This window comes from Actinocorallia lasiicapitis (assembly GCF_054778695.1).
Window position 1 is genome coordinate 1 of record NZ_BAAGZI010000040.1, and the last position, 26,571, is coordinate 26,571.

At 69.2% G+C, this 26,571-nt stretch carries 27 protein-coding genes and 1 tRNA gene; 16 read left to right on the forward strand and 12 right to left on the reverse strand.

The features are described 5' to 3' along the window. Positions 1 to 202 precede the first annotated feature (202 nt). The gene (locus tag ACYVE7_RS07490) at positions 203 to 400 is read right to left on the reverse strand and encodes a DUF5703 family protein (RefSeq protein WP_460363829.1); all 198 of its coding nucleotides are present in this window, start codon (positions 398 to 400) and stop codon (positions 203 to 205) included. A 185-nt stretch (positions 401 to 585) separates the two neighbouring features. Between ACYVE7_RS07490 and topA the strand changes: the two genes are divergently transcribed. Beyond that, complete coding sequence (topA, locus tag ACYVE7_RS07495; RefSeq protein WP_460363830.1) at positions 586 to 3,282, forward strand: type I DNA topoisomerase; 2,697 nt, start codon at positions 586 to 588, stop codon at positions 3,280 to 3,282. A gap of 118 nt (positions 3,283 to 3,400) precedes the next feature. Further along, positions 3,401 to 3,799, forward strand: coding sequence for a hypothetical protein (locus tag ACYVE7_RS07500; protein ID WP_460363831.1), 399 nt, complete (start codon positions 3,401 to 3,403; stop codon positions 3,797 to 3,799). A 9-nt stretch (positions 3,800 to 3,808) separates the two neighbouring features. Here the strand turns inward: ACYVE7_RS07500 and ACYVE7_RS07505 are convergent, their stop codons facing one another. Continuing rightward, entirely contained in the window at positions 3,809 to 4,261 is a 453-nt protein-coding gene (locus ACYVE7_RS07505) for a VOC family protein (protein WP_460363832.1), read from the reverse strand. 126 nt (positions 4,262 to 4,387) lie between these two features. Here ACYVE7_RS07505 and ACYVE7_RS07510 point away from each other — a divergent pair, with 126 nt between their 5' ends. The 4 genes from ACYVE7_RS07510 (at position 4,388) to ACYVE7_RS07525 (ending at position 10,695) form a co-directional block, all read left to right on the forward strand. After that, positions 4,388 to 5,602, forward strand: coding sequence for a S8 family peptidase (locus tag ACYVE7_RS07510; RefSeq protein ID WP_460363833.1), 1,215 nt, complete (start codon positions 4,388 to 4,390; stop codon positions 5,600 to 5,602). A 109-nt stretch (positions 5,603 to 5,711) separates the two neighbouring features. Beyond that, complete coding sequence (gene tmk / locus ACYVE7_RS07515; RefSeq protein ID WP_460363834.1) at positions 5,712 to 7,712, forward strand: dTMP kinase; 2,001 nt, start codon at positions 5,712 to 5,714, stop codon at positions 7,710 to 7,712. 20 nt (positions 7,713 to 7,732) lie between these two features. Then, on the forward strand, positions 7,733 to 8,884 hold the full coding sequence (locus ACYVE7_RS07520) for a DNA polymerase III subunit delta' (RefSeq protein WP_460363835.1): 1,152 nt from the start codon (positions 7,733 to 7,735) through the stop codon (positions 8,882 to 8,884). A gap of 137 nt (positions 8,885 to 9,021) precedes the next feature. After that, the gene (locus ACYVE7_RS07525; protein ID WP_460363836.1) at positions 9,022 to 10,695 is read left to right on the forward strand and encodes a S8 family serine peptidase; all 1,674 of its coding nucleotides are present in this window, start codon (positions 9,022 to 9,024) and stop codon (positions 10,693 to 10,695) included. A gap of 44 nt (positions 10,696 to 10,739) precedes the next feature. Here the strand turns inward: ACYVE7_RS07525 and ACYVE7_RS07530 are convergent, their stop codons facing one another. From ACYVE7_RS07530 to ACYVE7_RS07540, 3 genes are all read right to left on the reverse strand, one after another. After that, positions 10,740 to 11,000 (reverse strand): hypothetical protein, encoded by a 261-nt coding sequence (locus ACYVE7_RS07530; RefSeq protein WP_460363837.1) that lies wholly within the window; start codon positions 10,998 to 11,000, stop codon positions 10,740 to 10,742. Continuing rightward, positions 10,984 to 11,508 carry an RNA polymerase sigma factor gene (locus tag ACYVE7_RS07535; protein ID WP_460363838.1) on the reverse strand — a complete coding sequence of 175 codons (525 nt, stop codon included), beginning with the start codon at positions 11,506 to 11,508 and terminating at the stop codon, positions 10,984 to 10,986. The genes ACYVE7_RS07530 and ACYVE7_RS07535 overlap by 17 nt, the downstream gene beginning before the upstream one ends. A 194-nt stretch (positions 11,509 to 11,702) precedes the next feature. Continuing rightward, entirely contained in the window at positions 11,703 to 12,956 is a 1,254-nt protein-coding gene (locus ACYVE7_RS07540; protein WP_460363839.1) for a threonine/serine exporter family protein, read from the reverse strand. 168 nt (positions 12,957 to 13,124) lie between these two features. On the opposite strand from ACYVE7_RS07540, the gene ACYVE7_RS07545 reads away from it, so the two are divergent. Together ACYVE7_RS07545 and ACYVE7_RS07550 are read left to right on the forward strand one after the other, a co-directional pair. After that, complete coding sequence (locus ACYVE7_RS07545) at positions 13,125 to 14,105, forward strand: type IV toxin-antitoxin system AbiEi family antitoxin (protein ID WP_460363840.1); 981 nt, start codon at positions 13,125 to 13,127, stop codon at positions 14,103 to 14,105. Continuing rightward, positions 14,105 to 14,758: a hypothetical protein gene (locus tag ACYVE7_RS07550; RefSeq protein WP_460363841.1), complete on the forward strand. Its 654-nt coding sequence runs from the start codon at positions 14,105 to 14,107 to the stop codon at positions 14,756 to 14,758. Before ACYVE7_RS07545 ends, ACYVE7_RS07550 begins: the two co-directional genes overlap by 1 nt. Positions 14,759 to 14,831: 73 nt before the next feature. On the opposite strand, the gene ACYVE7_RS07555 is transcribed toward ACYVE7_RS07550, so the two are convergent. Both ACYVE7_RS07555 and ACYVE7_RS07560 read right to left on the reverse strand, forming a co-directional pair. Further along, a tRNA-Thr gene (locus tag ACYVE7_RS07555) sits at positions 14,832 to 14,907 on the reverse strand. A 65-nt stretch (positions 14,908 to 14,972) separates the two neighbouring features. After that, positions 14,973 to 16,436, reverse strand: a complete 1,464-nt coding sequence (locus tag ACYVE7_RS07560) for an alpha/beta hydrolase (RefSeq protein ID WP_460363842.1) — start codon at positions 16,434 to 16,436, stop codon at positions 14,973 to 14,975. 140 nt (positions 16,437 to 16,576) lie between these two features. Here ACYVE7_RS07560 and ACYVE7_RS07565 point away from each other — a divergent pair, with 140 nt between their 5' ends. Further along, positions 16,577 to 17,377 carry a polysaccharide deacetylase family protein gene (locus ACYVE7_RS07565; RefSeq protein ID WP_460363843.1) on the forward strand — a complete coding sequence of 267 codons (801 nt, stop codon included), beginning with the start codon at positions 16,577 to 16,579 and terminating at the stop codon, positions 17,375 to 17,377. Here ACYVE7_RS07565 and ACYVE7_RS07570 read toward each other — a convergent pair. Then, on the reverse strand, positions 17,374 to 18,198 hold the full coding sequence (locus ACYVE7_RS07570; RefSeq protein ID WP_460363844.1) for a PSP1 domain-containing protein: 825 nt from the start codon (positions 18,196 to 18,198) through the stop codon (positions 17,374 to 17,376). The genes ACYVE7_RS07565 and ACYVE7_RS07570 overlap by 4 nt on opposite strands. A gap of 136 nt (positions 18,199 to 18,334) precedes the next feature. Here ACYVE7_RS07570 and ACYVE7_RS07575 point away from each other — a divergent pair, with 136 nt between their 5' ends. The 3 genes from ACYVE7_RS07575 to ACYVE7_RS07585 are packed head-to-tail and all read left to right on the forward strand — an operon-like array spanning position 18,335 to position 20,350. Further along, positions 18,335 to 18,562 carry an NAD(P)-binding domain-containing protein gene (locus tag ACYVE7_RS07575; protein WP_460363845.1) on the forward strand — a complete coding sequence of 76 codons (228 nt, stop codon included), beginning with the start codon at positions 18,335 to 18,337 and terminating at the stop codon, positions 18,560 to 18,562. Beyond that, positions 18,562 to 19,476 carry a hypothetical protein gene (locus ACYVE7_RS07580; RefSeq protein WP_460363846.1) on the forward strand — a complete coding sequence of 305 codons (915 nt, stop codon included), beginning with the start codon at positions 18,562 to 18,564 and terminating at the stop codon, positions 19,474 to 19,476. The genes ACYVE7_RS07575 and ACYVE7_RS07580 overlap by 1 nt, the downstream gene beginning before the upstream one ends. A gap of 10 nt (positions 19,477 to 19,486) precedes the next feature. Beyond that, positions 19,487 to 20,350, forward strand: coding sequence for a 3-hydroxyacyl-CoA dehydrogenase family protein (locus ACYVE7_RS07585; protein WP_460363847.1), 864 nt, complete (start codon positions 19,487 to 19,489; stop codon positions 20,348 to 20,350). Positions 20,351 to 20,390: 40 nt separating this feature from the next. On the opposite strand, the gene ACYVE7_RS07590 is transcribed toward ACYVE7_RS07585, so the two are convergent. The 3 genes from ACYVE7_RS07590 to ACYVE7_RS07600 are packed head-to-tail and all read right to left on the reverse strand — an operon-like array spanning position 20,391 to position 22,040. Continuing rightward, on the reverse strand, positions 20,391 to 20,882 hold the full coding sequence (locus ACYVE7_RS07590; protein WP_460363848.1) for a low molecular weight protein-tyrosine-phosphatase: 492 nt from the start codon (positions 20,880 to 20,882) through the stop codon (positions 20,391 to 20,393). Positions 20,883 to 20,934: 52 nt separating this feature from the next. Continuing rightward, positions 20,935 to 21,549, reverse strand: coding sequence for a permease-like cell division protein FtsX (locus ACYVE7_RS07595; protein ID WP_460363849.1), 615 nt, complete (start codon positions 21,547 to 21,549; stop codon positions 20,935 to 20,937). Then, on the reverse strand, positions 21,546 to 22,040 hold the full coding sequence (locus tag ACYVE7_RS07600) for an RNA polymerase sigma factor (RefSeq protein WP_460363850.1): 495 nt from the start codon (positions 22,038 to 22,040) through the stop codon (positions 21,546 to 21,548). The genes ACYVE7_RS07595 and ACYVE7_RS07600 overlap by 4 nt, the downstream gene beginning before the upstream one ends. 102 nt (positions 22,041 to 22,142) lie before the next feature. Between ACYVE7_RS07600 and ACYVE7_RS07605 the strand changes: the two genes are divergently transcribed. Both ACYVE7_RS07605 and galE read left to right on the forward strand, forming a co-directional pair. Further along, a complete protein-coding gene (locus tag ACYVE7_RS07605) occupies positions 22,143 to 23,405 on the forward strand; it encodes an aminotransferase class I/II-fold pyridoxal phosphate-dependent enzyme (protein WP_460363851.1) in 1,263 nt (420 codons plus the stop codon). A 253-nt stretch (positions 23,406 to 23,658) separates the two neighbouring features. Continuing rightward, positions 23,659 to 24,612, forward strand: a complete 954-nt coding sequence (galE, locus tag ACYVE7_RS07610) for a UDP-glucose 4-epimerase GalE (protein ID WP_460363852.1) — start codon at positions 23,659 to 23,661, stop codon at positions 24,610 to 24,612. A gap of 3 nt (positions 24,613 to 24,615) precedes the next feature. Here galE and ACYVE7_RS07615 read toward each other — a convergent pair whose 3' ends face one another. Beyond that, positions 24,616 to 24,951, reverse strand: a complete 336-nt coding sequence (locus ACYVE7_RS07615) for a TSCPD domain-containing protein (protein ID WP_460363853.1) — start codon at positions 24,949 to 24,951, stop codon at positions 24,616 to 24,618. A 231-nt stretch (positions 24,952 to 25,182) separates the two neighbouring features. On the opposite strand from ACYVE7_RS07615, the gene ACYVE7_RS07620 reads away from it, so the two are divergent. Beyond that, a complete protein-coding gene (locus tag ACYVE7_RS07620) occupies positions 25,183 to 25,914 on the forward strand; it encodes a nuclease-related domain-containing protein (RefSeq protein WP_460363854.1) in 732 nt (243 codons plus the stop codon). 57 nt (positions 25,915 to 25,971) lie between these two features. Then, positions 25,972 to 26,571: RNA polymerase sigma factor (locus tag ACYVE7_RS07625; RefSeq protein ID WP_460363855.1), on the forward strand; the 600-nt coding region annotated here is incomplete at its 3' end.

Below are 26,571 nucleotides of genomic sequence, written 5' to 3' on the forward strand. Positions count from 1 at the left end.
GCGTGCTCGGGCTGATCGCCGCGGGGCTGGTCGCGGCCGCCGCGGCCACCGGGGCGTTCGCCCGCCGGCTGCTCCGCAGGGGCTGACGGTTCCCGGACGTCCCGCGCATAGGGGGCCGGGACGTCCCGCAGACGCTTTGCCCGTCTCCGAGAGCGCGGCTCGGAGGCGGGCAAAGCCTTTTTTTACCCGGGAGTGCGCGGTGTCACATAAGTGTCGAACGGACCCGGATGATCTTCTTGCGCAGCTGGATACGGCGTCGCCCGTCGGGGTGGAGGCGGACCGTGTGCAGCTCCCACCCGCCATACTCGGCGTGCTCGGTCATGAGCTGCCTCGCGGTTTCCCGGGTGGTTCCGCGCGGCAGATTCAGGACGAGATAGGTGTACTCCGCCATCATGGGCATGATGACAGACGGTGCCGGGTTCCTCCAAGGACCGTTTGAGCCGTCCCCGTGGGTGATAAGCCTTTATTCTCAGGTCGCGCCGGTGCCGTGTCATCCTTCTTGACGGACCCGGGTACCGTCGGGAAGAGGACGCTCGTTAGCGATCATGTTCGGAACTGATAGCGATATGGATAGGTTGGAGCGCTGTGCCAGCCAGTAACGGCAGCAAGCCGGGAGGCACCCGCCTGGTGATCGTCGAGTCGCCCGCGAAGGCGAAGAAGATCGCGGGCTACCTCGGCAAGGGCTATGTCGTCGAGTCCAGCATCGGTCACATCCGGGACCTGCCCGCCGACGCCGCCCAGGTGCCGCTGAAGTACAAGGCGGAACCGTGGGGCCGTCTCGGTGTGAACGTCGACCACGAGTTCGAGCCGGTGTACATCGTGAACACCGACAAGAAGCAGCAGGTCGCGAAGCTGAAGAAGCTCCTGTCGGAGGCCGACGAGCTCTTCCTCGCGACGGACGAGGACCGTGAGGGCGAGGCCATCGCCTGGCACCTTCAGGAAGTCCTCAAGCCGAAGGTGCCCGTGCACCGGATGGTCTTCAACGAGATCACCCCGGACGCGATCCGCGCCGCCGCGGCCAACACCCGCCAGCTCAACCTGCAGCTCGTCGACGCGCAGGAGACCAGGCGGATCCTCGACCGGCTGTACGGCTACGAGGTCAGCCCGGTCCTGTGGAAGAAGGTCATGCCGCGGCTGTCGGCCGGGCGCGTCCAGTCGGTGGCGACCAGGCTCGTGGTGGAGCGGGAACGGGAACGCATCGCGTTCATCCCCGGCCACTACTGGGACATCTCCGCCGATCTCGGGACGGGCAGGGACGAGGAGCCGAACCGGTTCACCGCCAAACTCGTCGCGATCGACGGCGACAAGATCGCCCAGGGCCGTGACTACTCGGCCCGCGGCGTGCTCAAGGCCGGGGTCAGGCAGCTCGACGAGGAGACGGCGCGCGGCCTGTCGGCCCGGCTGGAGGGGCGCCCCTTCAAGGTGACGTCCGTCGAGCAGAAGCCGTACACGCGCAAGCCGTACCCGCCGTTCCGCACCACGACCATGCAGCAGGAGGCGTCGCGGAAGCTGGGCCTGTCGCCCAAGCAGGCGATGCAGGTCGCGCAGAAGCTGTACGAGAACGGCTACATCACCTACATGCGTACCGACAGCATCCAGCTGTCGGGGACGGCCATCGAGGCCGCCCGCTCGCAGGCCACCGCGCTCTACGGGGCGCAGTACGTGCCGTCGGCGCCCCGCGTGTACGCCTCCAAGGTCAAGAACGCGCAGGAGGCGCACGAGGCGATCCGTCCCGCGGGCGAGACCTTCCAGACCCCGGGCGAGACCGGCCTCACCGGTGACCAGTTCCGGCTGTACGAGCTGATCTGGAAGCGGACCATCGCCTCGCAGATGAAGGACGCGGCGGGCCAGTCGGTCTCCGTGCGGATCGTCGGGGAGTCGTCGTCCGGTGAGGCCGCCGAGTTCGGCGCGTCCGGCCGGACGATCACCTTCCACGGCTTCCTGAAGGCGTATGTGGAGTCCGTCGAGGAGGGCGGCGCCGACGACGCCGAGTCGCGGCTGCCCGTCCTCGCCGAGGGCGACCCGCTGAACCCGCTGACCCTGACGCCCGAGGGCCACTCCACCCGTCCGCCGGCCCGGTACACCGAGGCTTCGCTGATCAAGGAGCTGGAGGACCGGGAGATCGGCCGTCCGTCGACCTACGCGTCGATCATCGGGACGATCCTGGACCGCGGCTACGTGTTCAAGAAGGGCACGGCGCTCGTCCCGGCGTTCCTGGCGTTCGCGGTCGTCCAGCTCATGGAGAAGCACTTCGGCAATCTCGTCGACTACGACTTCACCGCGCAGATGGAGGAGTCGCTGGACGCCATCGCCCGCGGCGAGGGCGAGCGGGTGAGCTGGCTGACGCGCTTCTACCACGGCGAGCACGGGCTGAAGGAGCTCGTCAGCGACCTCGACGACATCGATGCCAAGGAGATCTCGTCCTTCCCCGTGAAGGACGACCCGGGCACGATGATCCGCGTCGGCCGGTACGGTCCCTACCTGGACCGCGACGGCGAGCGCTGCAACATCCCCGAGGAACTCGCGCCGGACGAGCTCGACAAGGCCAAGGCCGACGAGCTGTTCGCGCAGCCCTCGGGCGACCGTTCGCTGGGCGCCGACCCGGTGACCGGGCACGAGATCGTCGCCAAGTCGGGGCGGTTCGGGCCTTATGTCACCGAGATCCTGCCAGAGGAGCTGACCACCACGGCGTCCGGCCGGAAGAAGGCCGGCGCGCCGAAGCCGCGGACGGGTTCGCTGTTCAAGTCGATGTCGCTCGACACGGTGACGCTGGAGCAGGCGCTCCAGCTCATGTCGCTGCCGCGCGTCGTCGGCGTGATCGACGACGTCGAGGTGACGGCGCAGAACGGCCGGTTCGGCCCCTACCTGAAGAAGGGCACCGACAGCCGTTCCCTGACGGCCGAGGAGGACATCTTCACCGTCACCCTCGACCAGGCGAAGGAGCTGTACGCGCAGCCCAAGCAGCGCGGCCGCGCCGCCGCCAAGCCGCCGCTGCGCGAGGTCGGCACCGACCCGGTCTCGCAGAAGCCCGTCGTCGTCAAGGAGGGCCGGTTCGGTCCCTATGTGACCGACGGCGAGACCAACGCCTCGCTCCGCAAGGGCGACGAGATCGAGCAGATCACCATCGAGCGGGCCGCCGAACTCCTCGCCGAACGTCGCGAGAAGGTCGCCGCCGCCGGGCCCAAGCCCGCCGCCCGCAAGCGGGCCCCGGCCAAGACGGCCGCGGCCAAGACCCCGGCCAAGAAGACCACCACAAGCCGGACCACCAAGGCCAAAGCCTGACGTTTCACGGCCCGGTCTGCTTCGGCAGGCCGGGCCTTCTCATGCGAAGACCGGCGGATCGGGCTCCCACGCGGAGCGGTTCGTTGGTGGCGGCGGGATGCTCGGCGATGATGTTCTGATGAGCTGGGTGGCCAATGTGATGGTTTCGGTGGAGAGCAACGACCATCTTCGGGTGGCCGCGCTGAGTGAGTGGCTGCGGGTGGAGGCGCCCGCGCGGGACAGGGACGCCAAGGGTGTCGGGTTCCTCGCGCGGATGACCGGGGCGGACACCCAGTGGGGCGGCTGGAAGTACCCCGAATGCGAGGTCTGGGGCGGGGTCCTGAACCAGCCCGACATCCCGGCGATCCTCGCCCATATCGCTGAGATCCCGTGGCGGGTGCCCGGTGCGCTGCAGGTCTTCGTGCTGGGCCAGGAGGAGTCGTTCTTCAGGCTGTGGATGCTGCGCGACGGCCGGCTCCAGCAGTACGCCCCGATCGAGCCCGACGAGGAGCACCCCGACTTCTACCCGGGCCGCTGACCTCGGCCGTCAGGTGGCGCAGAACTCGTTTCCCTCGGGGTCGCGCATGATCCACCAGTGGCCCGCGGGGCCCTTGTCGTGCTCCTCGACCCGGGTGGCGCCCAGGGACTCCAGCCGGGCGACCAGGGAGTCCAGGGATTCGGGGCCGCTGTGGACGTCCAGGTGCAGCCGGTTCTTGCCGGTCTTCGGCTCGGGGACGTCCTGGAAGAGCAGCCGCCGGCCTTCGCCGATGCCCGTGAACGCGTCGTAGGGGTCTTCGGGGTGGCGGACGGCCGCGTAGCCGCGGAAGATCTTCCGGCCGTTGTGGGTGGCGGTGGCGGCCTCGGGGAGCTGTCCTGCGGTCAGGAGGTGGTCGATGAGGGCGGTGGGGTCCTCCACTTCGTAGCCGAGGGCGGCGGCCCAGAAGTCGGCCAGGGCGGGGGCGTCCGTGCTGTCGATGACGAGCTTCCAGTGCAGAGCCATGTGATCATTATGGCCGGAGGTTCGGGTGATGCGCGTCACACCTTGGGCTGAGGGGTAGCGAAGATCCACTTGTTAAAAAACACTAGTGGCTGTTTGCCCACCCCCAGCGTTCCAGAGAAGGACCTCATGAAGAAGGTCGCGATCTTCGCGCCGCTCGCCGCGTTCGCCCTCGCGCTCGCCGCCGCCCCCGCCTACGCCGAACCCGCCCCGACCGTCACGGTCGCCAAGGCGCAGGGCGGCCGGGTCGCCCCAGGGCAGTACATCGTGACGCTCAAGGACGGCGCGTCCCTCGACGCCGTCCTCGCGCACGGCGGCGTCAAGGAGACCCTGCACCGCTACGAGAACGCCCTCAACGGCTTCGCCGCCCGGCTGACGCCCGCCAACATCAAGAAGCTCAGCTCCGACGCCCGCGTCATCTCCATCGAAGAGGACCGGATCAGTTTCCAGTCCGGCGTGCAGACCAATCCGCCCTCCTGGGGTCTCGACCGGATCGACCAGGCCCAGCAGGCCCCGAACCAGACGTATCAGTACAACTCCACGGGCGCGGGCGTCCACGCCTACATCCTTGACTCCGGGATCTACGCCGCGCACCCCGACTTCGGCGGACGGGCATCGGTGGCCTACGACGCTACCGGCGGCGACGGAAGCGACTGCAGCGGTCACGGAACCCACATCGCGGGGACGATCGGCGGCACCACCTACGGGGTGGCCAAGGAGGTCAGCCTCCACGCGGTCAAGTGGTACAACACCTGCGATGGCGGGAACGCCTCCGACCTGATCGAGGGCGTCGACTGGGTCATCGCGAACGCTCAGCGGCCCGCTGTCGCGAGCTTCTCCAACAACTACTATTGGGCCCACCCGTCGGCGGACTCCGTCAAGCAGGCGTTCAACCGGCTCAGCAACGCCGGGATCTTCGTCGCGGTCTCGGCGGGCAACAACGGGGGGAACGCCTGCAGCTACCCCCCTGCCAACGCCGCGGGCGCGACGACCGTAGCCGCGATCGACAGTGACGGCCTCGCGTTGAACGTCGATTTCCCCGACGGATCCACGGCGCAGTCGAACATCGGTGGCTGTGTCGACATCTGGGCGCCGGGCGGCCACATCATCTCGGCGGGCCTCGACGGTGGTTCGAAGATGATGAGCGGCACCTCGATGGCGGCCCCGCATGTCGCCGGTGTCGCAGCCCTCTACAAGGCCACCTACGGCGACGCGTCGGCGGCGACCATCCGCTCCTGGCTGACCAGCCACGCGACCCCGAACGTCGTCACCAACTACACCAAGGCGATGGAGTGGCTCTGGGGCGTCACCCCGAACCTGCTCCTCAACACCAGCGGTCTCTGACCCGAGCTTCCGGGTGGCCCCACTCCTCCCAGGGGCCACCCGGAACCCATTGCTGGCGTAGCGGGTGGAAACGGTCCGGAGGGACGTGGCCGCCGATAACCTGACGCGCATGAACAATCCCGGCGTCTTGTCGAACAAGTCGTTCCGGCGGCTGTGGATCGCGCTGTCGCTGTCGAGCCTGGGCGACTGGCTGAGCATCCTGGCGTTGACGGCGCTGGCCCGGTCGATCACCGAGGGGTACGCGGCGCAGTCGTACGCGATCGGCGGCGTGCTGATCGTCAAGCTGCTGCCCGCGGTGCTGCTGGGGCCGCTGGCGGGGGCCGTCGCCGACCATTTCGACCGGCGGACGACGATGGTCGTCGCGGACGTCCTCAGGTTCGCGCTGTTCCTGTCGATCCCGATCGTGGGGCGGCTCGACTGGCTGTTCATCGCGACGTTCCTGGTGGAATGCGTGACCTTGTTCTGGATGCCGGCCAAAGAGGCGACCGTCCCGAATCTGGTGGCTCCGGCGCAGCTCGAGCGCGCCAACCAGCTCTCCCTGCTGAGCACGTACGGCAGCGCGCCCGTCGCGGCGGCGCTGTTCTCGCTGCTGGCCGTCGTGTCGAACGTCCTGATGCCGGGCCCTGATCTGGCGCTGTACTTCAACGCCGTCACGTTCCTCGTCTCCGCCGCGACCATCTTCTCGTTGCGGGAGATACCGGGCGTCGAACGGCGCAAGATCACCGTCCCGTCGCTGGTCGGGACGATCGTCGACGGCTGGAAGTTCGCCGGGACGACCCCGCTGGTCCGCGGTCTGGTCGTCGGGATGGTCGGGGCGTTCGCGGCGGGCGGGGTCGTGATCGGCATCTCGCGCGTCTACGTGGAGGCGCTGGGCGGCGGCGACGCCGGCTACGGGATGGTGTTCGGCTCGGTCTTCGTCGGGCTGGCGTTCGGGATGTTCCTCGGCCCGCGGATGCTGCGCGACCTCAGCCGCCGCCGCCTGTTCGGGCTGGCGATCGTGTTCGCGGCGGGCACCCTCGCGCTGGTCGCGCTGATCCAGAACATGGTCGCGGTGGTCGTGCTGGTGGCGCTGCTCGGCGCGGGCGCGGGCGTCGCCTGGGTGACGGGCTACACGCTGATCGGGCTGGAGGTCCGCGACGAGCTGCGCGGCCGGACGTTCGCGTTCGTCGCCTCGCTCGTCCGGGTGGTGCTGCTGCTGGTCCTGGCCGTCGCGCCGCTGGCGGCGGGCGCGCTCGGCCCGCACGAGCTGGGCGTCGGCGCGGTCCACTACCGGTTCGACGGCACCAACGGAGTCCTGCTGATCGGCGCGGTGATCGCGCTGCTCGCCGGGATCGGCGCCTACCGGCAGATGGACGACCGGCGAGGCGTCCCCCTGTCACGCGATCTGTATGGTGCGCTACGGGGTGTGCCCTACGTGCCTCCTGCCCCGAAGAAGGACCGCGGCCTGTTCATCGCCTTCGAAGGCGGCGACGGCGCGGGCAAGACCACCCAGTCGCGGCTGCTCGCGATCTGGCTGCGCGACCAGGGCTTCGACGTCGTCACGACCCGGGAGCCCGGCGCCACCAAGGTCGGGATGCGGCTGCGCGCGATCCTCCTCGACCGGGAGACCACCTCCCTGTCCTACCGCGCCGAGTCGCTGCTGTACGCCGCCGACCGGGCCCAGCACGTCGACACCGTGGTGCGGCCCGCCCTCGACCGCGGCGCCGTCGTGATCACCGACCGGTACATCGACTCGACCCTCGCCTACCAGGGCCACGGCCGCGAGCTGCCCGTCACGGAGATCGCCGAGATCAACGCGTGGGCGACGGGCGCGCTGGTCCCCGATCTGACGATCCTGCTGGACGTCCCGCCGTCGCTGGGGCTCAACCGGTTCGCGACCCCGGCGGACCGGATCGAGTCGGAGCCCGCCGAGTACCACGACCGGGTCCGGCGCGGTTTCCGTGCGCTCGCCGACGCCGAACCCCACCGCTACCTGGTCGTCGACGCGTCCCAGGAGCAGCAGGTGATCACCCGGCTGATCCAGGATCGCGTGCGGCGGATCCTGCCCGACCCCGTCCCCGCCTCGACCGAGGACATCACCTCGACCTTCCCCGCCATCACCGACGCCTGACGCCCCCTATCCTTGAGGACATGAGCGTGTTCGACGATCTGGTGGGCCAGGAGCAGGTCGTCGCGCAGCTCAAGCAGGCCGTCGCGGCTGCCAGGGACGGCTCCGCGGGCATGACGCACGCGTGGCTGTTCACCGGCCCGCCGGGATCGGGCCGCGAGACGGCCGCGTCCGCGTTCGCCGCCGCCCTCCAGTGCCGCGAGGACCCGGCCGGATGCGGCTACTGCGCCGACTGCCACCAGGTCCTGCAGGGCACGCACGCCGATCTGGAGGTGGTGCGGTCGCAGGGGCTGTCGTTCGGGGTGAAACCCACCAGGGAACTGGTGATGCGCGCCGCTTCGTCCCCTTCGGGCGGACGCTGGCAGATCGTCCTGTTCGAGAACGCCGAACGCTCCACCGAAGCGGCCGCCAACGCCCTCCTCAAAGCCATCGAAGAGCCGCCGCCCAAGACCATCTGGCTGCTCTGCGCCCCCACCCCCGACGATCTCGTCACCACGATCCGCTCCCGCTGCCGCCTCGTGACGCTCAGAACCCCGCAGGCCAGAGCCGTCGCCGATCTGCTCATCCAGCGCGAAGGGGTCGAATCGGCGCTCGCCGAGACCGTCGCGCAGGCCGCGCAAGGCGACATCGACCGGGCCCGGCTGCTCGCCCACGATCCCGAAGTGCGGCGGCGGCGCGGGCTCGTCCTCGACCTGCCGGCCAGGCTGACCGGGGTCGGCGCGGCCGTGCTGGCCGCCGAGACCGTCGTCAAGGCGTCCGAAGGGGACGCGTCGGCCGTCAGCGAGGTGCTCAACGACGCCGAGACGGGCGCGCTGCGCAAAGCGCTCGGCGAAAGCGAGAAGGGGCGGATGCCGCGCGGCACGGCCGGCGCCATGAAAGAGCTGGAAGACCGGCAGAAATCCCGGGCGACACGCCTCAAACGCGACTCCCTCGACCGGACCCTGCTCGACCTCGCCTCCTTCTACCGCGACGTCCTGACGCTCCAGTTCGGCTCGCCCACCCCGCTCGTCAACGCCGACCGCGACCCCGAGCTGCGCGCCTACGCGTCCCGGCAGAGCCCCGAGGCCACCATCCGGCGGCTCGACGCCATCATGGAATGCCGCGAACTGCTGACGGCCAACGTCAACCCGCTGCTGGCCGTCGAGGCGCTGATGCTGGTGCTGCGCACCGGCTGAACAGGACCGGCTGAACGAGGCCCGCCGAACAGAGCCGTTACCGGACGGTAAGTGATCCTCGAATAAAACCTACGTAAGCTCCGCGCTGAGGCCGGGAACCACAGGCCTCAACCGACCCTCACGACTCGGGAGGCGCGATGCGGCGCTTGCTCATCAGTTCTGCGGCGGTGGGAGCGGTCACGGCCGCCCTGCTGTCGGTGCCCGCCACGGCGGCCCCTGCGCAGCAGAAGGAATATGTCGTCCTGTACGCCGAAGGCGCGAACCTCGGCACCGCCCGCTCCGCCGTCAAGGCCGCCGGCGGGACGATCGTCAGCGAGAACGCCGAGCTGGGCGTCGCGACCGTCACCTCGACGAACGGCTCCTTCATCGCCGCGGTCAAGCAGAAGGACGCCCTCGCGGGCGCCGCCCAGGACCGGGCCGTCGCCTACGTCCCCAAGGCGCGGAAGAACGAGAACGCCGCCCAGGCGATCGAGAAGGTCCACGGCGCGGGCGCCGCGCCGTCCTTCGCGCACGACAAGAAGAAGGAGCCGCTCGCCGGCCTCCAGTGGGACATGGACCAGATCGAGCTGGCCAAGGCCCACAAGACCGAGCTTGGCTCCCGCAAGGTCAGCGTCGGGATCATGGACACCGGAGTGGACGCCTACCACCCCGACATCAAGGACAACTTCGACTTCGACCTGAGCCGCAACTTCACCACCGACCTCCCCGCCGACGCCAACGGCAACGAAGTCGACGGAGCCTGCGCCGACGACCCCGACGGCTCCTGTGAGGACCCCGCGACCGTCGACGAGAACGAGCACGGCACCCACGTCGCGTCCACGATCGCGTCGCCGATCAACGGCGAGGGCATCACGGGCGTCGCGCCGCGCTCCACGATCGTCAACCTGCGCACCGGCCAGGACTCCGGCTACTTCTTCCTCAAGCCGACCCTCGACGCGCTCGCCTACGCCGCCGACAACGGCATCGACGTCGTCAACATGAGCTACTACATCGACCCGTGGCTCTGGAACTGCGTCGACAACCCCGCCGACACGCCCGACCAGCAGTACCAGCAGCGCACGATCATCGACTCGACCAACCGGGCGCTCCGCTACGCCCACGACCGCGGCGTCACCCTGATCGCGGCCGCGGGCAACGACTTCGTCGACTACACCAAGACCAACTTCGACGGCGGCAGCCCCGACTACGCGACCATCCCCGGCGAAGAGGCCCACGACCGGGACGTCCCCGCGTCGTGCACGTCGCAGCCGTCCGAGGGCGACCACGTCATCCCGGTCTCCTCGACGGGCGTCACCACCCGCAAGGCGTACTACTCGAGCTTCGGCAACGGGTACGTGGCCGTTGCGGCGCCGGGCGGAGACAAGGTCGACAACGCCGCGGGCAAGGTCGACGACAAGATCGGCATCTGGGCCGCCTACCCCGAGTCCGTCGGACGGGCCGCGGGCACCATCGACGCCGACGGCAAGCCGACCGTCCCGTTCGTGATCAAGCAGGGCAAGGGCTACTACCAGTCCCTCCAGGGCACCTCGATGGCCGCTCCGCACGCCGTCGGCGTCGCCGCGCTGATCGTCAGCCGGTTCGGCAAGCGCGACCGCACCTACGGCGGCCTCACGCTGAACCCGGCTGTCGTCGAGGCCAAGCTCAAGGGCACCGCCGTCCCGCACGGCTGCCCGACCCCGGCCACCTTCACCTACAACTGGTTCACCCGGGCGGGGACCCCGCAGTCCTCCACCCAGACCTGTGAGGGCACCCTCACCCAGAACGGTTTCTACGGCACCGGCATCATCAACGCCGCCAACGCCGTCAGCTAGCGCTTGCTCGAAAGGCCCGCCCTCTTGGGGGCGGGCCTTTCGCGTCAGCCGGGACGGCGGAGGGTGCAGTGGCCGTCGGCGCAGGAACGTTCGAGCCGGTGGCGGGACAGGGTCTGGATCAGGCCGATCGTCCAGCACATCGGGCAGCCGCGCAGGGCGAGCAGCCCGACGGGAACCAGCAGCAGGGACAGGACGCCGAGCAGCGGCAGCAGCACCAGACCGCCGACGATCCCGCCGAACCCGACCGCGCCCCTGACCAGATGGCGGGGGAGGGACGCGCTGGTGAAGTCAGAGGTCCCGGCCATGGGGCCCTCCGCATCCGGGCTCGCGGAGCATCCGGTCGACCGAGCCGCGTGCCCGGTGCAGCCGCGACTTCATGGCGGCGGTGCTCAGCCCGAGGGCGTCGGCGACGCTCCGCCCGCTCAGCCCCTGGACGTCCCGCATGATCAGAACCTGCCGCTGGTCGGCGGGCAGCGCGGCGATCGCCGCGACCACCCGATCGGTCTCCAGCCGCCGGATCACCTCGTCCTCGGCCGAGAGCACCGGACGCTCGCCCCCGTCCACCGTCCGGAACGGCCTCCGTGCCCGCCGCACGCACTCATGGCGGACGATCCTGAACATCCACGACGCCAGCGCCGCCGACGCACGGAGCGTCCCGATCTTCCGATAAAGGATGATCAGCGCCTCCTGCGCGGCGTCCTCAGCGTCCTCGGCGGACGCGCACAGCGACCGCGCGAACCTCCGCACATGCGGATGCGCCCCCGCCACCAACACCGTCAACGCCTCCGCATCCCCACCCCGCGCAGCCGACACCACCTGCTCCCCAGGCCACCCCTCACCCACGAGAACGCCGCCGCACCAGCGTGACCGCACACCCACAAACAAGCACGCCGACCCCCACAACAACCCCAACGATCATGATCGCCTCCCTTTGACCGGCCCTCGCCGGTCGACCCCCATAAGAGCCCCCCACCCCCAAAAAGGATTCACCACCGATACGGGACGCGTCAGAGGACGCCGGATGCGAAGGGTTCGCCGGCGACGAGGAAACCGGCGACGAGGCCGCCGGCCACGGCGGGGAAGAGGAGGAGGAAGTCGGCGAGCTGGCGGGCGCCGTCGAGGGGTTCGCCGCCGAGAATGTCGGTGAGGCCGCGCAGGCCGAGGCTGCCGACCGTCAGCACGAAGAAGCCGCCGGCGAGCAGCACCAGGCGCGGCGGCATCGACGGGCGTCGCGCCGCCCAGGCCGCGCCCTCGCCGAGCAGGGCCGCGGCGACCAGCGTGGCGACCAGGTCGTTGGTGAAGTGGCGGGTCGCCGCGAAGGCGAGGAACGTGCCGATCGAGCTGACCGCGATCAGCGGGATGTTCCTGGCCCGCGCGTTGAACGCGAACGCCAACCCCGCCGAGAACGGAATCCACGCCACGACCACCACCCAGAACGGCAGCGACCCCTGCCCCGACCCCTCGAACAGCGCCTGCTCGCCCCGCCCCGTGACGATCGCCGCGAGATACACCCCGATGACCAGCTCGGCCAGCATGAACACCGACCAGATCAGCCTCGTCGCCCCCGCCGAGATCCGGCCGACCGCCAGCTCACCGGCCGCCGCCGACAGAAAATCCCCAGGAATCACCACGAACAGCGCCGGGATCATCAGCAGGACGGGCCCCGTCCGCGCGGCCGGCCCCGCGAGCACCGTCAACGCGACGACCCCCACCACGAACCCGCCCACGAACGGCAGCATCGGCTCCCACCTGCGCCCTTCCGCGAGGACGAACAGCACGCCCATCACCAGCCCGAGCAGCAGCGCCGCCCCGAACTCCCGCAGCGAAGGCACCACACTGGGCGCGAAACCCACCGAGAAGAGAACGACCCCCACCATCCGCAGCCACCCCGGATAAAGCGGCCGAGACCTAAGAATCTCCGCCATCTCCACCTGGGCCCGCTCCAACGGCATCCCCTCGTGCAGCCGGTCCACGAGCGACTTGGCCCGCTCCAGCTTGTCCAGCCGAATCCCCGGCTCCGCGAGGATCACATGCGTGCTGGACCGCCCCCCACCCTCCACCTGCAACATCATCTGATCGGGCAGCACCAGCGCCTCCGCCCGCAACCCCAATTGCCGAGCCGCCCCCTTCAACGGCTCCCGCACAAAAGCAATCCCCTCACCACTACACGAAAGCAACAACCTCCCCAAATCAACCAAAAACGCCTCCTCGGCGGCAAGTTCCCCGCCCCCCTCCACCCCATCCCCCGCCGTAGCCCCCATCCCCCCTTCATCCCGACCCCAAGGTCACCTGAAACAACGCACCCCCTGGAGGGCTTGATCGGTAGAAGGAATCGACGCGGCCCAGCAGATCTTGAGCCCGAGGGTGGTGTTCAGTTTTCTCAGGTGTTCAGTTAAACTGAACGCGTCGACGTTGATGAACGGGGGCAGATGCGCGATCCGCTTGCAGGCTTCGATTCTGCTCTGGGTGCTTTTGGTGTCGCCGTCAGTACCGGCTCGGGGTTGCAGGCCGTCCCTTATGCCCAGGCGGTCGCCGTCCGGCTTGAGCGCGGAACGTCATCTCAGAGTTATGCGCTCCTGTACGGTCCCGAGGTGAGGCTCGCGGATGCAGGCCGCTTCCATGGTCATGATCTTCCGTCGCTGATTTTCACGACGTTCCTCTCGCCCAGGTCCGCTGAGGCACTCCGCCGAATCGGGGTCCAGTATGTGGATACGGCCGGAAACGCCTGGGTCGAATTCGGTGACGTTCTCATCGACATCCGTGGTCGTTCTCGGCCACCCGCAGCAGCCCCGCCGAAGCGCAGCACTGCGGGCAATCTGTTCAGCGCGGGCCGTGCTCAGGTGGTCTTCGCCTTGCTCGCCTGGCCGCAGTTGTGGGACGCCTCCCAGCGTGAACTGGCCGGGGCCGCCGGCGTCTCGCTCGGACAGGTCCACAACGCCAGGGCCTTGCTGGCTGAAGCCGGATACGGAAAGGAGCTTTCGGCGCAGACCGCGCTGCTGGACCTGTGGGCAGGAACCTTCCCGACCGGGCTTGCCAAGAAGCTGGCTCTGGCGACCTACCGTGGCGACGTGGCAGAGGTGAGAAAGGCAGCGCCCGAAGATGCCGTGTTCGTCTCAGGCGAAAGCGCCGCCACTGATCTGCTCCGACCCGCGACACTCACCCTCTACGTCGAAGAACTCGACCCGCGCCTACCCATCGTCAACAAGTGGCGTTCGGACGGTCCGGGCAACATCCTCGTACGTCACAAATTCTGGCACGCGCCGGACGACAGCGATGCCCCGTCGGCTGGGCTGCGCATAGCACCATGGCCTCTGGTCTATGCGGATCTGGCGGTCAGCGACAATCCCCGCGTACGCAGCGTCGCGAAAGAGTGGAGGCAGCGTTTTGCTGGACCTGACCAGCACGCCTGATGACTTTCGAGCCCCGGTCGCCCACGTGGTCGCTGGACCACACTTTCGCCACCGCCGCGACCCGCGATCTCGACCTCGCGCTCGCATTGTCGTCCTGGGACGCTTACCGCGCCATGGCAGCCACGTTCCCCAAAGCCGGAGACAGTGGCGTCCGCTTTCGAATCTCCGGAGTCGACGTAGACCTCCTCCCGTTCGGGGAGATCGAAGACCCTCAGGGCGTCGCCGCGCCCCCTTCCCGAGGGGAGGCGATCAGCGTATGGGCGTTCGAGGAGATTTTCGCGGCCTCGCTCCGCCTACCGCTCTCCGCCGAGGCGACGATTCGTATTCCGACCGTCGCCGGTTATGCTGCCGCGAAGCTCGGCGCATGGCTGGATCGTTCGAGCTGGCTTGAGGTGAAAGACGCCCCTGACCTCGCACTGATTCTCTACTGGTATGCCGAATCGGAAGCTGTTCACCAGCGCCTGTACGGAACTCCGGAGGGCAACGAGATCCTCATCGCTGAGCAGATCGATCTGCCGCTCGCGGCTGCGCATCTCCTCGGCCTCGACGTGGCTTCCGCGATCAGCACTGGCCCGCTCTGGCCGCAACAGTCAGAACGCCGCCGCCAACTACTCGATGCCCTTACCCGAGGACTCGCCTACGTTTCTGCCTGAGCTCACAGCCAGGCAGTTAGTCAGGCAGACAGCAAGAGGCCCCTTCCGGATTTCTCGGAAGGGGCCTCTGAGCTGGAGCCGCCTATCGGAATCGAACCGATGACCTATTCATTACGAGTGAATCGCTCTGCCGACTGAGCTAAGGCGGCGTGCAGCAGGGGGTGCCTGATGCGATGAGCAGTCTACATGAGGGCGGGGTGGGGAAGCGAACCGGTCAGCAGGTGGTGCCGGTGGGGGGTGGGGTGGTGGTGGTCAGGTAGGTGTCGACGGCGGAACGGATGCACTTCGGGCCCGTCAAGTAGGCGGTGTGGCCGTCGCCGTTGTAGGTGAGCAGGACGCCGCTGGAAAGCTCCGACGCCAGGTTCTGCGCCCACTGGTAGGGGGTGGCGGGGTCGCGGGTCGTGCCGACGACCACGATCGGCGGGGCGCCGTTCGCGGGGAGAACGCGGGGGCGTTCGTCCGGCTGGACCGGCCAGTAAGCGCACGGAAGGGTGCCCCAGACGATGAACCTGCCGAAATGCGGCGACGACTGGGCGGCCTTGTCGGCCTGCGTTTTGAAGCCCGGTTCGGCCGGATTCGGTTTGTCGACGCAGTTGACGGCCATATTGGCTTCGGCCTGGTTCTTGTAGGAGCCGTCCGGGCCGCGTTCCACCATCGAATCCGCGAAACGCAGCAGGGTCGTGCCGTCGCCGGCCAGCGCCTTCTTCAGACCGTCCTCGAGGAGAGGCCAGCCCTGACGGTCGTACAGCGGCCAGGCGATGCCGAGCGTCACCTCGTTCTCGCCGATCTTCCGGTCGTCGAGGGTGTTGGTCAGCGGCTTCTTGTCGGACTTCGCCTGAAGAGTCGAGATCTTCTTCAGGGCGGATTCCACCGTTCCGGTGCCGAGCGGGCAGCCCTTCCGTTTCACGCAGTTCGCGGCGAAAGCGGCCAGTGCCGTCTCGAACCCCTTGGCCTGCTCGATGTTGAGGTCGGCGGCGGACAGGGCCGGGTCGACGGCGCCGTCCAGGACGAGCGCCCGCACGTTCTGCGGGTACTGCTCGGCGTACCAGGCGCCCAGATAGGTCCCGTAGGACGCGCCGTAGTAGGTGAGTTTCTCGTCCCCGACGGCCACCCGGATGGCGTCCATGTCACGCGCCGCCGACTTCGTCCCGATATAGGGGAGTAGTTTGGCCGACTTGTCCTGGCAGCCCTCCGCGAACTCCTTGCTGACGTCGTTGAGCTTCTTCTGCTCCGCGGCGCTGTCGGGCGAGGTGTCCGTTTCGTAGAACTCGTCCAGTTGTGGCCCGGTGAGGCAGCGGACGGGCGAACTCTGTCCGACGCCCCGCGGGTCGAACCCGACGATGTCGAACTTCTCGCGCAGTTCGTCGCTGAACAGCCGTCCGGCTCCGGCGACGAACTCCAGCCCGGAACCGCCGGGACCGCCCGGATTGACCAGCAGCGAACCGATCTTCTTCCCGGACGCGGGGATCCGGTTCACGGCCAGTGTGAGCTTCTCGCCGTCCGGGGCCGCGTAGTCGAGAGGCACCTTGACCTCGCCACACTGCAGCCCGTCACCGCATTTCTCCCATTTGATGGGCTTCGATGAGGCCTCGGGCGCCGGCGTTGGCTTCGGCGCCGACGTGCAGGCGGCGGCCAGGGCAAGCGCCGCCAGAGCCGCGGCCGTCCGCAGTACGTTCACCCGAGTGCCTCCCGTGTCCACTGATATGCACCGACCATGGTGACATCGCCGGGCCGGTTACGTAGGGATACCATCCCGCGGATCTTGCCTCGTTACCGGTCCGGGATGTGCTGGGCGGCCCGCGCCTCTAGGGTGAACGCGTGGCCGGTAACCAGGAAATAAGCCGCAGGGCGGCGCTGGGGCTCGTCGGCGTGGCCGTCGGTGGTGTGGTTCTGTCGGGAGACATCCGTCATTTCACTGTTTCGCCCGGCCAGCCGGCGGAGGCCGCGCCGGTGCCGACCGTGCGGCCCGTGGTGAAGCCGTCGCCGTCACCGACCGTGAACCCGCCGGTCGCCGCACGCCGCAAACCCGTCCGGCACATCCACGAGATCGACCCGCTGGTCGCCAAGAACGCCGTCGCCCTGACGATCGACGACGGCCCGCACCCCATCTGGACGCCCAAAGTCCTCGACCTCCTCGCCGACCACGAGGTCAAGGCCACGTTCTTCGTGATCGGCGAGCAGCTCGCGCACAACGAGAAACTGGTCCGTCGGATCGTCGAGTCCGGCCACGAGATCGCCAACCACACCCTGACGCACCCGATCGACCTGCCGAGCCTGTCGGAGTACCGGCTGCGCCGCGAGATCACCGACGCCCACAAACGGATCCACGAGACGACCGGAGCCGTCCCGCGGATGTTCCGCGCGCCCGGTGGCAACTGGTCGTCGAAGGTCTACAAGGCGGCCGCCGAGCAGGGCCTCTACCCGATCGACTGGGACGTCGACCCGCGTGACTGGGCCCGTCCCGGCGTCGAGTCGATCAAGCGCCAGCTCCTGCGCGCGAAGGCCGGCGACATCCTGCTCTGCCATGACGGCGGCGGCGACCGCTCCCAGACCGTCGCCTCCCTGAAGTACGTGCTGCCCCGCCTGAAGGACCGCGGCCTGGAGTTCGTGACCCTCTAGCCCTCGGGGTACTGTGCGTCGTGCTGTTTGCGGGGCGAGCAGGCGGACGCCGACGGGCAGGCGCAGCGGCGGCCCGATTCGAGGCGGACCGTCACGGTGTCGGCTGGGACGTTCCGGCCGACGACCTGGCCGTCGCCTTCGGGCGTGGTGACCTTGGCGCCGAGCCGTGGCATCCGCGCGTGGGCGTCCTGGTAGAGGGGGTGCTCGTATTTCAGGCAGCACATCAGCCGCCCGCACGCCCCGGAGATCCGCAGCGGATTGACGGGCAGATCCTGCTCTTTCGCCATCCGTACCGATACGGGCTCGAAGTCCTTGAGGAAGGTGGCGCAGCACAGGTCGCGTCCGCACGGCCCGATCCCGCCCTGCAGCCGGGCCTCGTCGCGGGGGCCGATCTGCCGGAGTTCGACGCGCGCCTGCATCCCGCGGGCCAGATCCCGGACGAGTGCCCGGAAATCGACCCGTCCGGGGGCGGAGAAGTAGACCCGGTAGATGTTCTCGGCGTCCAGATAGTCGATGCCGATGATCTTCATGGGGAGCTGGTGCTGCTTGATCAGGCGTTTCGCGATGGACCGGCCCTCGGTGCGGCGCAGCCGGTTGGCCTCGTCCCGCTCCAGCTCGGCGTCGCCGGCGAGGCCCGCGCAGACCGGCAGCCCGCCGATCTCCTCGCTGACCCAGGTGGGCGCCCAGACGCACTCCGCGACCTCCGCGCCGCTCTCGGTCGGGACGAGCACCCTGTCGCCGATCTTCGGACTGTGACCGCCGGGATCAAGGTAGTAAAGCCGTCCGTACCGGGTGAACGAGACCGCCATCACCATGCCCATGAAACGCACACTATCCGGACGACGGGTTTTCGGTGTGGCCGCAAAAGGGGCAAGCCTTTGCCGGACGCTGACCGGACTTACCGCTCGGATCGGGCATATGGCCCAGTATGAGTCCTCTCGGCTACGGAGTCTGATCATGCCAGGGCCGGGCGCGCACAGCGTCGCGATCCTCGGTGCGGGCCACCTCGGCGTCGCCGTTCCCGCAGGTCTGCTGCAGGCGGGGGTCCCGGCGGGGCGGTTGAGCGGGTCCGCGCTGCCGGCCGAACGGGCCGATGAGCCCGCCCGCCGGTACGGGGTGCGAATCGGCACCGACGACAAGGCCGCCGCCGACCGCAGCCGTGCCCTCACCCGGAAGGAACACTGATGAGCTCCACCGACCGCTTGCTGGTCCTGGACATGAAATACCGGCGCGTCCTGTCGGTGCGGACCGACGGCACCGACGTCGTCGACCTGGTGACGGGCCTCGACGCGTTCCCCGACGGCATCGCCATCGACCCCGCCGCCGGCTACATGTACTGGACCAACATGGGCCACGACTTCAACGCCAACGACGGCTTCATCAGCCGCGCCCGGCTCGACGGCAGCGAACAGACCGTCCTCTTCCCGCCCGGAAGCACCTTCACCCCGAAGCAGATCACGCTGCACGACGGGCTCCTCTACTGGGGCGACCGCGAAGGGATGCGCGTCCTGCGCGGACCCGTCGACGGGATGATCGACGGGCCGCTCGACGGCGCCCGCGGAACGGCCGTCGAGGTGCTGGTCGAGGCCGGCAAGGGCGACGACGACCGGCAGGACGCACGGCACTGGTGTGTGGGAGTCGCCGTCGATCCGGTCGAACGGAAGCTGTACTGGTCGCAGAAGGGGCCCGACGACGGCGACGCCGGACGCATCCTCCGCGCCGGGCTCGACCTGCCGGGCGATCCGGCGCACCGCGACGACGTCGAAGTCCTCTACCACGGGCTGCCCGAGCCGATCGACCTCGAACTCGACCTGGCCGGCGGGCTCCTCTACTGGACGGACCGAGGCGCGGGGCCGCGCGGGAACACCCTGAACCGGGCGCCGATCCCAGCGTACGGAACGCAGGGCGCACCGTCGGAGATCCTCTTCAGCGGTCTCCACGAGGGGATCGGGGTGGCGCTCGACCCGTCCGGTGAGCAGGCGTTCGTCACCGATCTGGGCGGCGACCTGTGGGCGGTCGGAGTCGACGGCTCCGCGCCGCGCCGGCTGCTGCACGGCGCCGGAGTCTTCACCGGAATCGCTTATCTGCCCACTGCCTGAAGGAGGAACCATGGCGTATACCGCGCCTAAGAACATCGCTGACCGTCCGGTGGCCGTGATCGGGGCGGGGACGTTGGGCCGGCGGATCGCGCTGATGTTCGCGGCCCACGGCACCGAAGCCCGGATCTTCGACCCGTCGCCGGACGCGTGCGCCGCGGCCGTCGCGTTCGTCGAGAAGCAGAAGAGCTCCGTCGCCGGAGCCACCTCGGGCGGCAAGGCCGTCGCCGCGGACAGCCAGGGGAGCGCGGTGCGCGGCGCCTGGCTGGTGATCGAAGCCGTCCCCGAGCGTCTCGACCTCAAAAAGAAGATCTTCGAGGAGCTGGACGCCGATTCCGACGCCGACGCGATCCTCGCCAGCAACTCCTCCTCCTACCCGACGGAGCAGTTCATCACCGGGGTGAAGAACCCCGAACGCGTTGTCAACCTGCACTTCTACATGCCGCCCGTGCAGAACGCCGCCGACCTCATGGCCAACTCCCACACCGACCAGGGCGTGATCGACGTGCTGCTGAAGGAGTTGCCGAAGGACGGCATCCACCCGTTCGTCGCCCACAAGCAGAGCACCGGCTTCATCTTCAACCGCATCTGGGCGGCCGTGAAACGCGAGTGCCTGTCCGTGGTCGCCGAAGGGGTCTCCACCCCGCAGGACGTCGACGCCATGTGGTGCCTGAACATGGGCACCAAGATGGGCCCGTTCCGGATGATGGACCGGGTCGGTCTCGACGTCGTCCTCGACATCGAGAACCACTACGCCGAGGAGAACCCGCACCTGCCGGAAGGCCCGCGCAAGCTCCTGCGGAAGTACGTCGACGCCGGGCATCTGGGCGTCAAGACCGGCCAGGGCTTCTACGACGACTACCCCAAGCCGTCCTGACGGCCTGACCCGCCGGGCGGCGATCCCGCCCGGCCCCTTCTCAACGGTCGGGCGCGGCCTGTTCCTTGAGCCGCGCGCGGATCTCTTCGAGCAGCCCGGGAACGGCCGCCTCGATCTGTTCACGGACCTCCTCGAAGTCGGCTCTGCCTCCGTAGTAGGGGTCGGGGACGTTCAGGTCGGCGGCGTCCGGATCGTAGGAGCGCAGCAGCCGCACCTTGTCGCGCGCCTCGGCGTTCGGCGCCATCGACCGCAGATCCCGCTGGTGCCCCTCGTCCAGCGCGATGATCAGGTCGTACTTGGTGAACCAGAGCGGCCGGAACTGCTTGGCCTCGTGCGCGCTGGAGTACCCCGCCCGCCGCAGCGCCGCGACCGTCCGAGGATCCGCGGGATCCCCCGCGTGCCACCCGCCCGTCCCCGAACTGTCGACCTCGACCTCCAGACCCTCCTCCACCACGAACCGCCGCAGCACATGCTCCGCCATCGGCGACCGGCAGATGTTCCCCGTGCACACGAACGTCACCCGATAACTCATGCCTCCAGTCTCGCCCAACCGGGGGGTCGCGGTTCGCGGGGGGCGTGGTGAGTCAACGCGGTGTGGGCTGCCGCGGGTGGGGGCTGGGGGTGAACGAGCGCTGCGCGCGTTCTTCGATGATGGTGTCGATACCGGGGAGTTCGTCGATAGCCGCCCTAACGGTGGGTACGGCGGTCGGGTCGGTGAACTGGATACGGAAGGAGGCAGGGATATCGCCGGGCCGGGTGCCGGCGAGGAGGCCGGGCGAGTTCTCGAAGAGTTCCCTGAAGCGGGCGTAGGCGTCGGCATCGCTTTCGTAGCTGACGGTGAGGCCGGGGTACTCCGAGAGGCGTTCCGCGATGGTCAGACGCTCGGATTCCGTGAACCTCTTTTGATGGCAGTCAGGGTTGGCGCTGGTTTTCGCGCACAAGTAGACCGAGAGCTCGACCCTGGACGGGTCCGGGGAGGCCGTCGGCGGGGCGGCGTTGATGACCGGATCCGGCTTCTGGAGTTCGTGGCCGATGAGGAGGCCGCCCGCGGCCACGGCGGCCGTCGCGGCGACGGCCAGGGGGAGGCGCAGGTCGAAGCGGCGGCGCGGCGCCTTGAGCGGCGGCAGTGCTTCGGGCGGGTAGGAATCGGCGAGGTCACGGAGCGCGTTCTGGAGGCGCTCTTCGATGGGGCTGGTCATTGGTCCTCCTTGAGGATGCGCTCCAGCGAGGCGATGCCCCGGGAGGTGGTGGATTTGACGGTGCCGACGCTGATGTCCATGGCGGCGGCGATCTCGGATTCGGTGAGTTCGAGGAAGTAGCGGAGCGTCAGTGCCTCGCGTTGCCGTTCGGGGAGCCGCTGCAGCGCCTTGACGACGGCCCGCTGCTCCTCGTCGTGCAGGACGGCCGCCTCCGCCGACCAGACCGGCGGGACGTGCTCGGTCCGCCGGAACCTGGATTTGCGATGCACGTCACGGCAGCGGTTCAGCACCGAGGACCGCAGATAGGCGAGGGCCTTGTCACGGTCGTGGAGCCTGTCCCAGTTCCGGTAGAGCCCGAGGAACGCCTCCTGCACGCAGTCCTCGGCGGCCTGCCGGTCACCGGTGGAGATCAGGGCCAGCCGGACGAGCCCCAGCGCGTGCCCCCGATAGAGCTCGGAGACCGGATCCGTGGGCGGGGGATGGGTTGCCAACTTCGTTTCCATGTATCAGAGACGTTCAAAGCGTTCGAGGGTTGCCTCGCCCCTTCGATATCCTCGGGGACGCTCCTACCGGCAACGCGCAGAGGGATGGCAGTGACTGCTCAGACTGTGGCCGAACGCCACGCACAGGCTCTCCAGGACTACGAGGCCTTCAAGGCACGCGGCCTGAAGCTGGACCTCACGCGGGGCAAGCCCGCGCCCGCCCAACTCGATCTGTCCAACGCCATTCTCGCCCTGCCGGGCGAGGGCGTCCACAAGTCGGCCGACGGCACGGACCTGCGCAACTACGGCGGGCTCAACGGGCTCCCCGAACTGCGCGCGCTCTTCGCCGAGGCGCTGCAGGTGCCGGCGGGCCAGCTGATCGCGCTGGGCAACTCCAGCCTGTCGATCATGCATGACACCGTGGTCCACGCGATGCTCAGCGTCCTGCCGGGCGGCGAGCGCAAGTGGGCGGCCGAGGAGCGGATCGCGTTCCTCGCCCCCGTCCCCGGCTACGACCGGCACTTCTCGCTGTCGGCGCGGTTCGGGATCGAACTGATCCAGGTCCCGATGACGGCCGAGGGCCCCGACATGGACGTCGTCGAGCGTCTCGTCGCCGAGGACCCGGCGATCAAGGGCATCTGGTGCGTGCCGAAGTACAGCAACCCGTCGGGCGTCTCCTACTCCGACGACGTGGTCCGCCGCCTCGCCGAGATGCCGACCGCCGCCCCCGATTTCCGGATCTTCTGGGACAACGCCTACGCGGTCCACCATCTGACCGACAAGCCGTCCGAACTGGCCGACCTCCTCGCGCTGAGCGCCGCCGCGGGGAACCCGGACCGGGCGTTCGTCTTCGGCTCCACCTCGAAGATCACCTTTGCGGGTGCGGGGGTGGCGTTCGTCGGCTCGTCGCAGGCGAACGTCGACTGGCTGCTGGCCAACCTCAGCATGGCGACGATCGGCCACGACAAGATCAACCAGCTGCGTCACGTGCAGTTCCTCAAGGACGGCGAGGGCCTGGCCGCCCACATGCGCGCCCACGCCGAGATCGTCCGGCCGAAGTTCGACGCCGTCGACCGGATCCTCACCGAGCAGCTCGGCGACACCGGCCTCGCCCAGTGGACCAAGCCCGAAGGCGGCTACTTCATCTCCCTCGACGTGCCGGAGGGCTGCGCCAAGCGCGTCGTCGCCCTGGCCAAGGAGGCGGGTGTCGCGCTGACCCCGGCCGGCGCCACCCACCCGTACGGCGACGACCCGTTCGACCGGACCATCCGCGTCGCGCCGACCTTCCCGGTCCTGTCCGAGCTGGAGACCGCGATCGAGGGCCTGGCGACCTGCGTCCGCCTCGCCGGTTTCGAGAAGGCCCTCAACGACTAGGCCGTGTCTTATGAATCTTCGGTCCTACTGCGCGACGCCCAGGCACGCACCTCGAGGGCTTGTCGTCGGTCACCAGCCAACCAGGCTGGCTCCCTCCTCCGCACCCCCGAGGCACGCACCTGACCGCCGCTCGCTACGGACAAGATCCATAAGACACGGCCTAGAACCGAACCGATCGTCCGGTTCGGGCGTCGAAAATAGAGAGCCCCCCGGCATCCCGGGTGGGCTCTCTGTTTTTCAGGGAGGTCGTGAAGTGAAGGTTCTCGTCACCGGTGGCGCCGGATATATCGGATCTGTTGTGGCCGTCCAGCTTCTTGAGGCGGGGCACGCGGTGAGCGTCCTCGACAATCTCGCGACGGGCCGTGCCAACGCCGTCCCCGACGGCGCGGAGTTCTTCGAAGGCGACGTCAAGCAGGCGGGGGACGTGCTCGGCAAGGGCGGCTACGACGCCGTCCTGCATTTCGCGGCCCGCTCCCAGGTGGCCGAGTCGGTAGCGAAACCCGAGCTGTACTGGGACAACAATGTGTCCGGCACGCTGGCTCTGCTGGCCGCGATGCGTGAGCACGACGTCGGCCGGATGGTCTTCTCCTCGACGGCCGCCACCTACGGGGTCACCGGCGACGGGCCGATCACCGAGGACACGCCCGCCGCGCCGATCAACCCCTACGGCCAGTCGAAGGTCGCCGTCGACTACGCGCTCCAGGGCGAGGCCGCCGCGCACGGGCTGGCCGCCACCAGCCTGCGCTACTTCAACGTCGGCGGCGCCTACGGGGGCCGCGGCGAGCTGCACGAGCCCGAGACGCACCTCATCCCCAACCTGTTGAAGGTCGCGGCGGGACTGCGCGACTCGGTCGACATCTACGGCACCGACTACCCGACGCCCGACGGCACCGCGATCCGCGACTACCTGCACGTCGCCGATCTGGCCAGGGCACATCTGCTCGCCCTCGACGCCGTCACGCCCGGCAGGCACACCGTCTACAACCTGGGCAGCGGCTCCGGCTACTCGTGCCTGGAGGTGCTGACGGCGGCCCGCGCCGTCACCGGCCATCCGATCCCGGCGAACCTGCTGCCGCGACGCGCCGGCGACCCCGCCGTCCTCGTCGCGTCGTCCGCGAAGATCCAGGACGAGCTGGGCTGGCACGCCACCTCGTCGCTGACCGACATCGTCGAGGACGCCTGGGCGTTCCAGCGCGCCGTGCTCTGACCGTCACACCCGCTGCAGCACCCCCTTCTCCCATCCGAGCGATTCCAGGCCGAGCGACGCCCGTTCGGCCGGAGTCAGCCACTCCTGGGCGATCCGCCGGGCCAGATGGTCGGCGACGGAAGTCGCGTGCGGCACGCGCGGATCGCCGGTGGCCCCCGCCGGAACGAACCGCGTGTGCAGCAGCTTCTCGACCAGATGGACCGGCGGAACCCCCGACCTGACCGCGACGGACACGGCCGTGGCCAGCGCCTCGCCGAACCCGGCCAGGACGGAGCCGGGCGCGCCCCACCGCACCTCCAGCTCGCCGTCGGCCCCCGCTTCCACTGACAGCTCACCCATCGACATCACATCGCGAACCTAGCCGCCCCCTCTGACAGAAACCGTCGGCCGCACGCCAACCGCGGGTACAGGGATCGCGGCGCGTCCCGGTACCCCGGCGGGGTCAGCGCCGGGGAACTCGATGATCAAAATCGGGTCAAGCGTGGGGACGATCAAGACCGGGGTGGTCGGAAGTCCTTGAACGGGCGGGCGGGGGAGGCGACGCTTGGCCGCGAAGGGGGGTGGTGGCGCATGGCGCGCATGGAGACGGCGACGGCCGGGGCTTCGGCCAGGGCACGTCAGCAGGCGTACACCACCCGGAACGAGCGGACGACGGTGGCCGCGGTGCTCGGAGTGTCCGCGCTGGTGCTCGCGGCCGGGCTGACGGACTGGCCGTCCGGGCTGGTCTGCGGGGTGGCCGTGGCCGGCGCCTACTACGCGCGGGCGATGACGAGGCCCGGCGCCGAGACCGACTGGCGGCGCGGCGCGGCGGCCGAACGCCGGACGGGACGCGAACTGAAAGTCCTGGAAGGTCGCGGATACACGGTTCTGCATGATCGGTCGGTCCCTGAACTGGAATCCACCAATCTGGACCATCTCGTCATCGGGCTGACCGGCGTCTACGCGGTGATCACCCGGCGGGTGCGGCGCGGCGCCCGGCTGTCGGCCGACGGCGGGCTGCTGTGGGCGGGGGAGCGGCAGATCTCGGGGATCGAACGGACGGCCGCGCTGGCCGGGCCGCTGGTGGCGCGGCTGCTCTCGGCCGAGCTGGACAAGGAGCTGACCGTCACGCCGATCGTGGCCGTCCAGCCGGGCAGCCCGGACGGCGACGGCCTGGAGTACGGCGGCGTCCGGATCCTGCGCGGCAGGGCCGTCGCCCCTTATGTCCGGGCACATCCGGTGGTGTACACGACCGCGCAGGTGGCGACGATCGTCGCGGCCGCGGAACGGATCTTCCCGCCAATGGTGGGAATTGCGAAATAACCGGGCAAACAAAGGAATCAGTAGAGCGGCTTAAGGGAAAACCTTTAACTTTCTTCCATGGAAGACCGCCTGCTCGTCGAAGCCCTGCGTTCGCGCGATCCGGGCGCTCTGGCCGCTGTCTACGACGAGTACGCCGACCGTCTCTACGCCTACTGCTGGTCGCACCTGCTGCATCGCGACGCCGCGCAGGTGGCCCTGCGCGACACGTTCATCGTCGCCGAGGCGCATATTGAGAAATTGCGGGAAATCGACCGGTTCGCCCCTTGGATTTACGCGATAGCGCGGATCGAATGCGCGCGCCGGATGCCGCTCCCCGGACAGCAGCCCGACCTGCCGATCGCCAGCCACGACCAGGACGACGTCGACCAGCGGCTGCTCGCCTGGCAGGCCGTCCGCACCCTCACCCCGATCGCCCGCGAGACCCTCGAACTGCGGGTCCTGCACCAGCTCGCGATCTCCGACTTCGCGCTCGTGCTCGACCGGCCCGTCCGCGACGTCCAGCAGCTCCTCGACGACGCCCGCACCGCCCTGCGCACCGCGCTCACCGCCGAGATCCTGGTCCGGGCCGGCGGCATCGGCTGCGACGGCCGCGGCGCGATCCTCGCCGAACGGGACGGCGGCGAGCTCGACCCCGGGCTCCGCGAGCTGCTCGCCGCG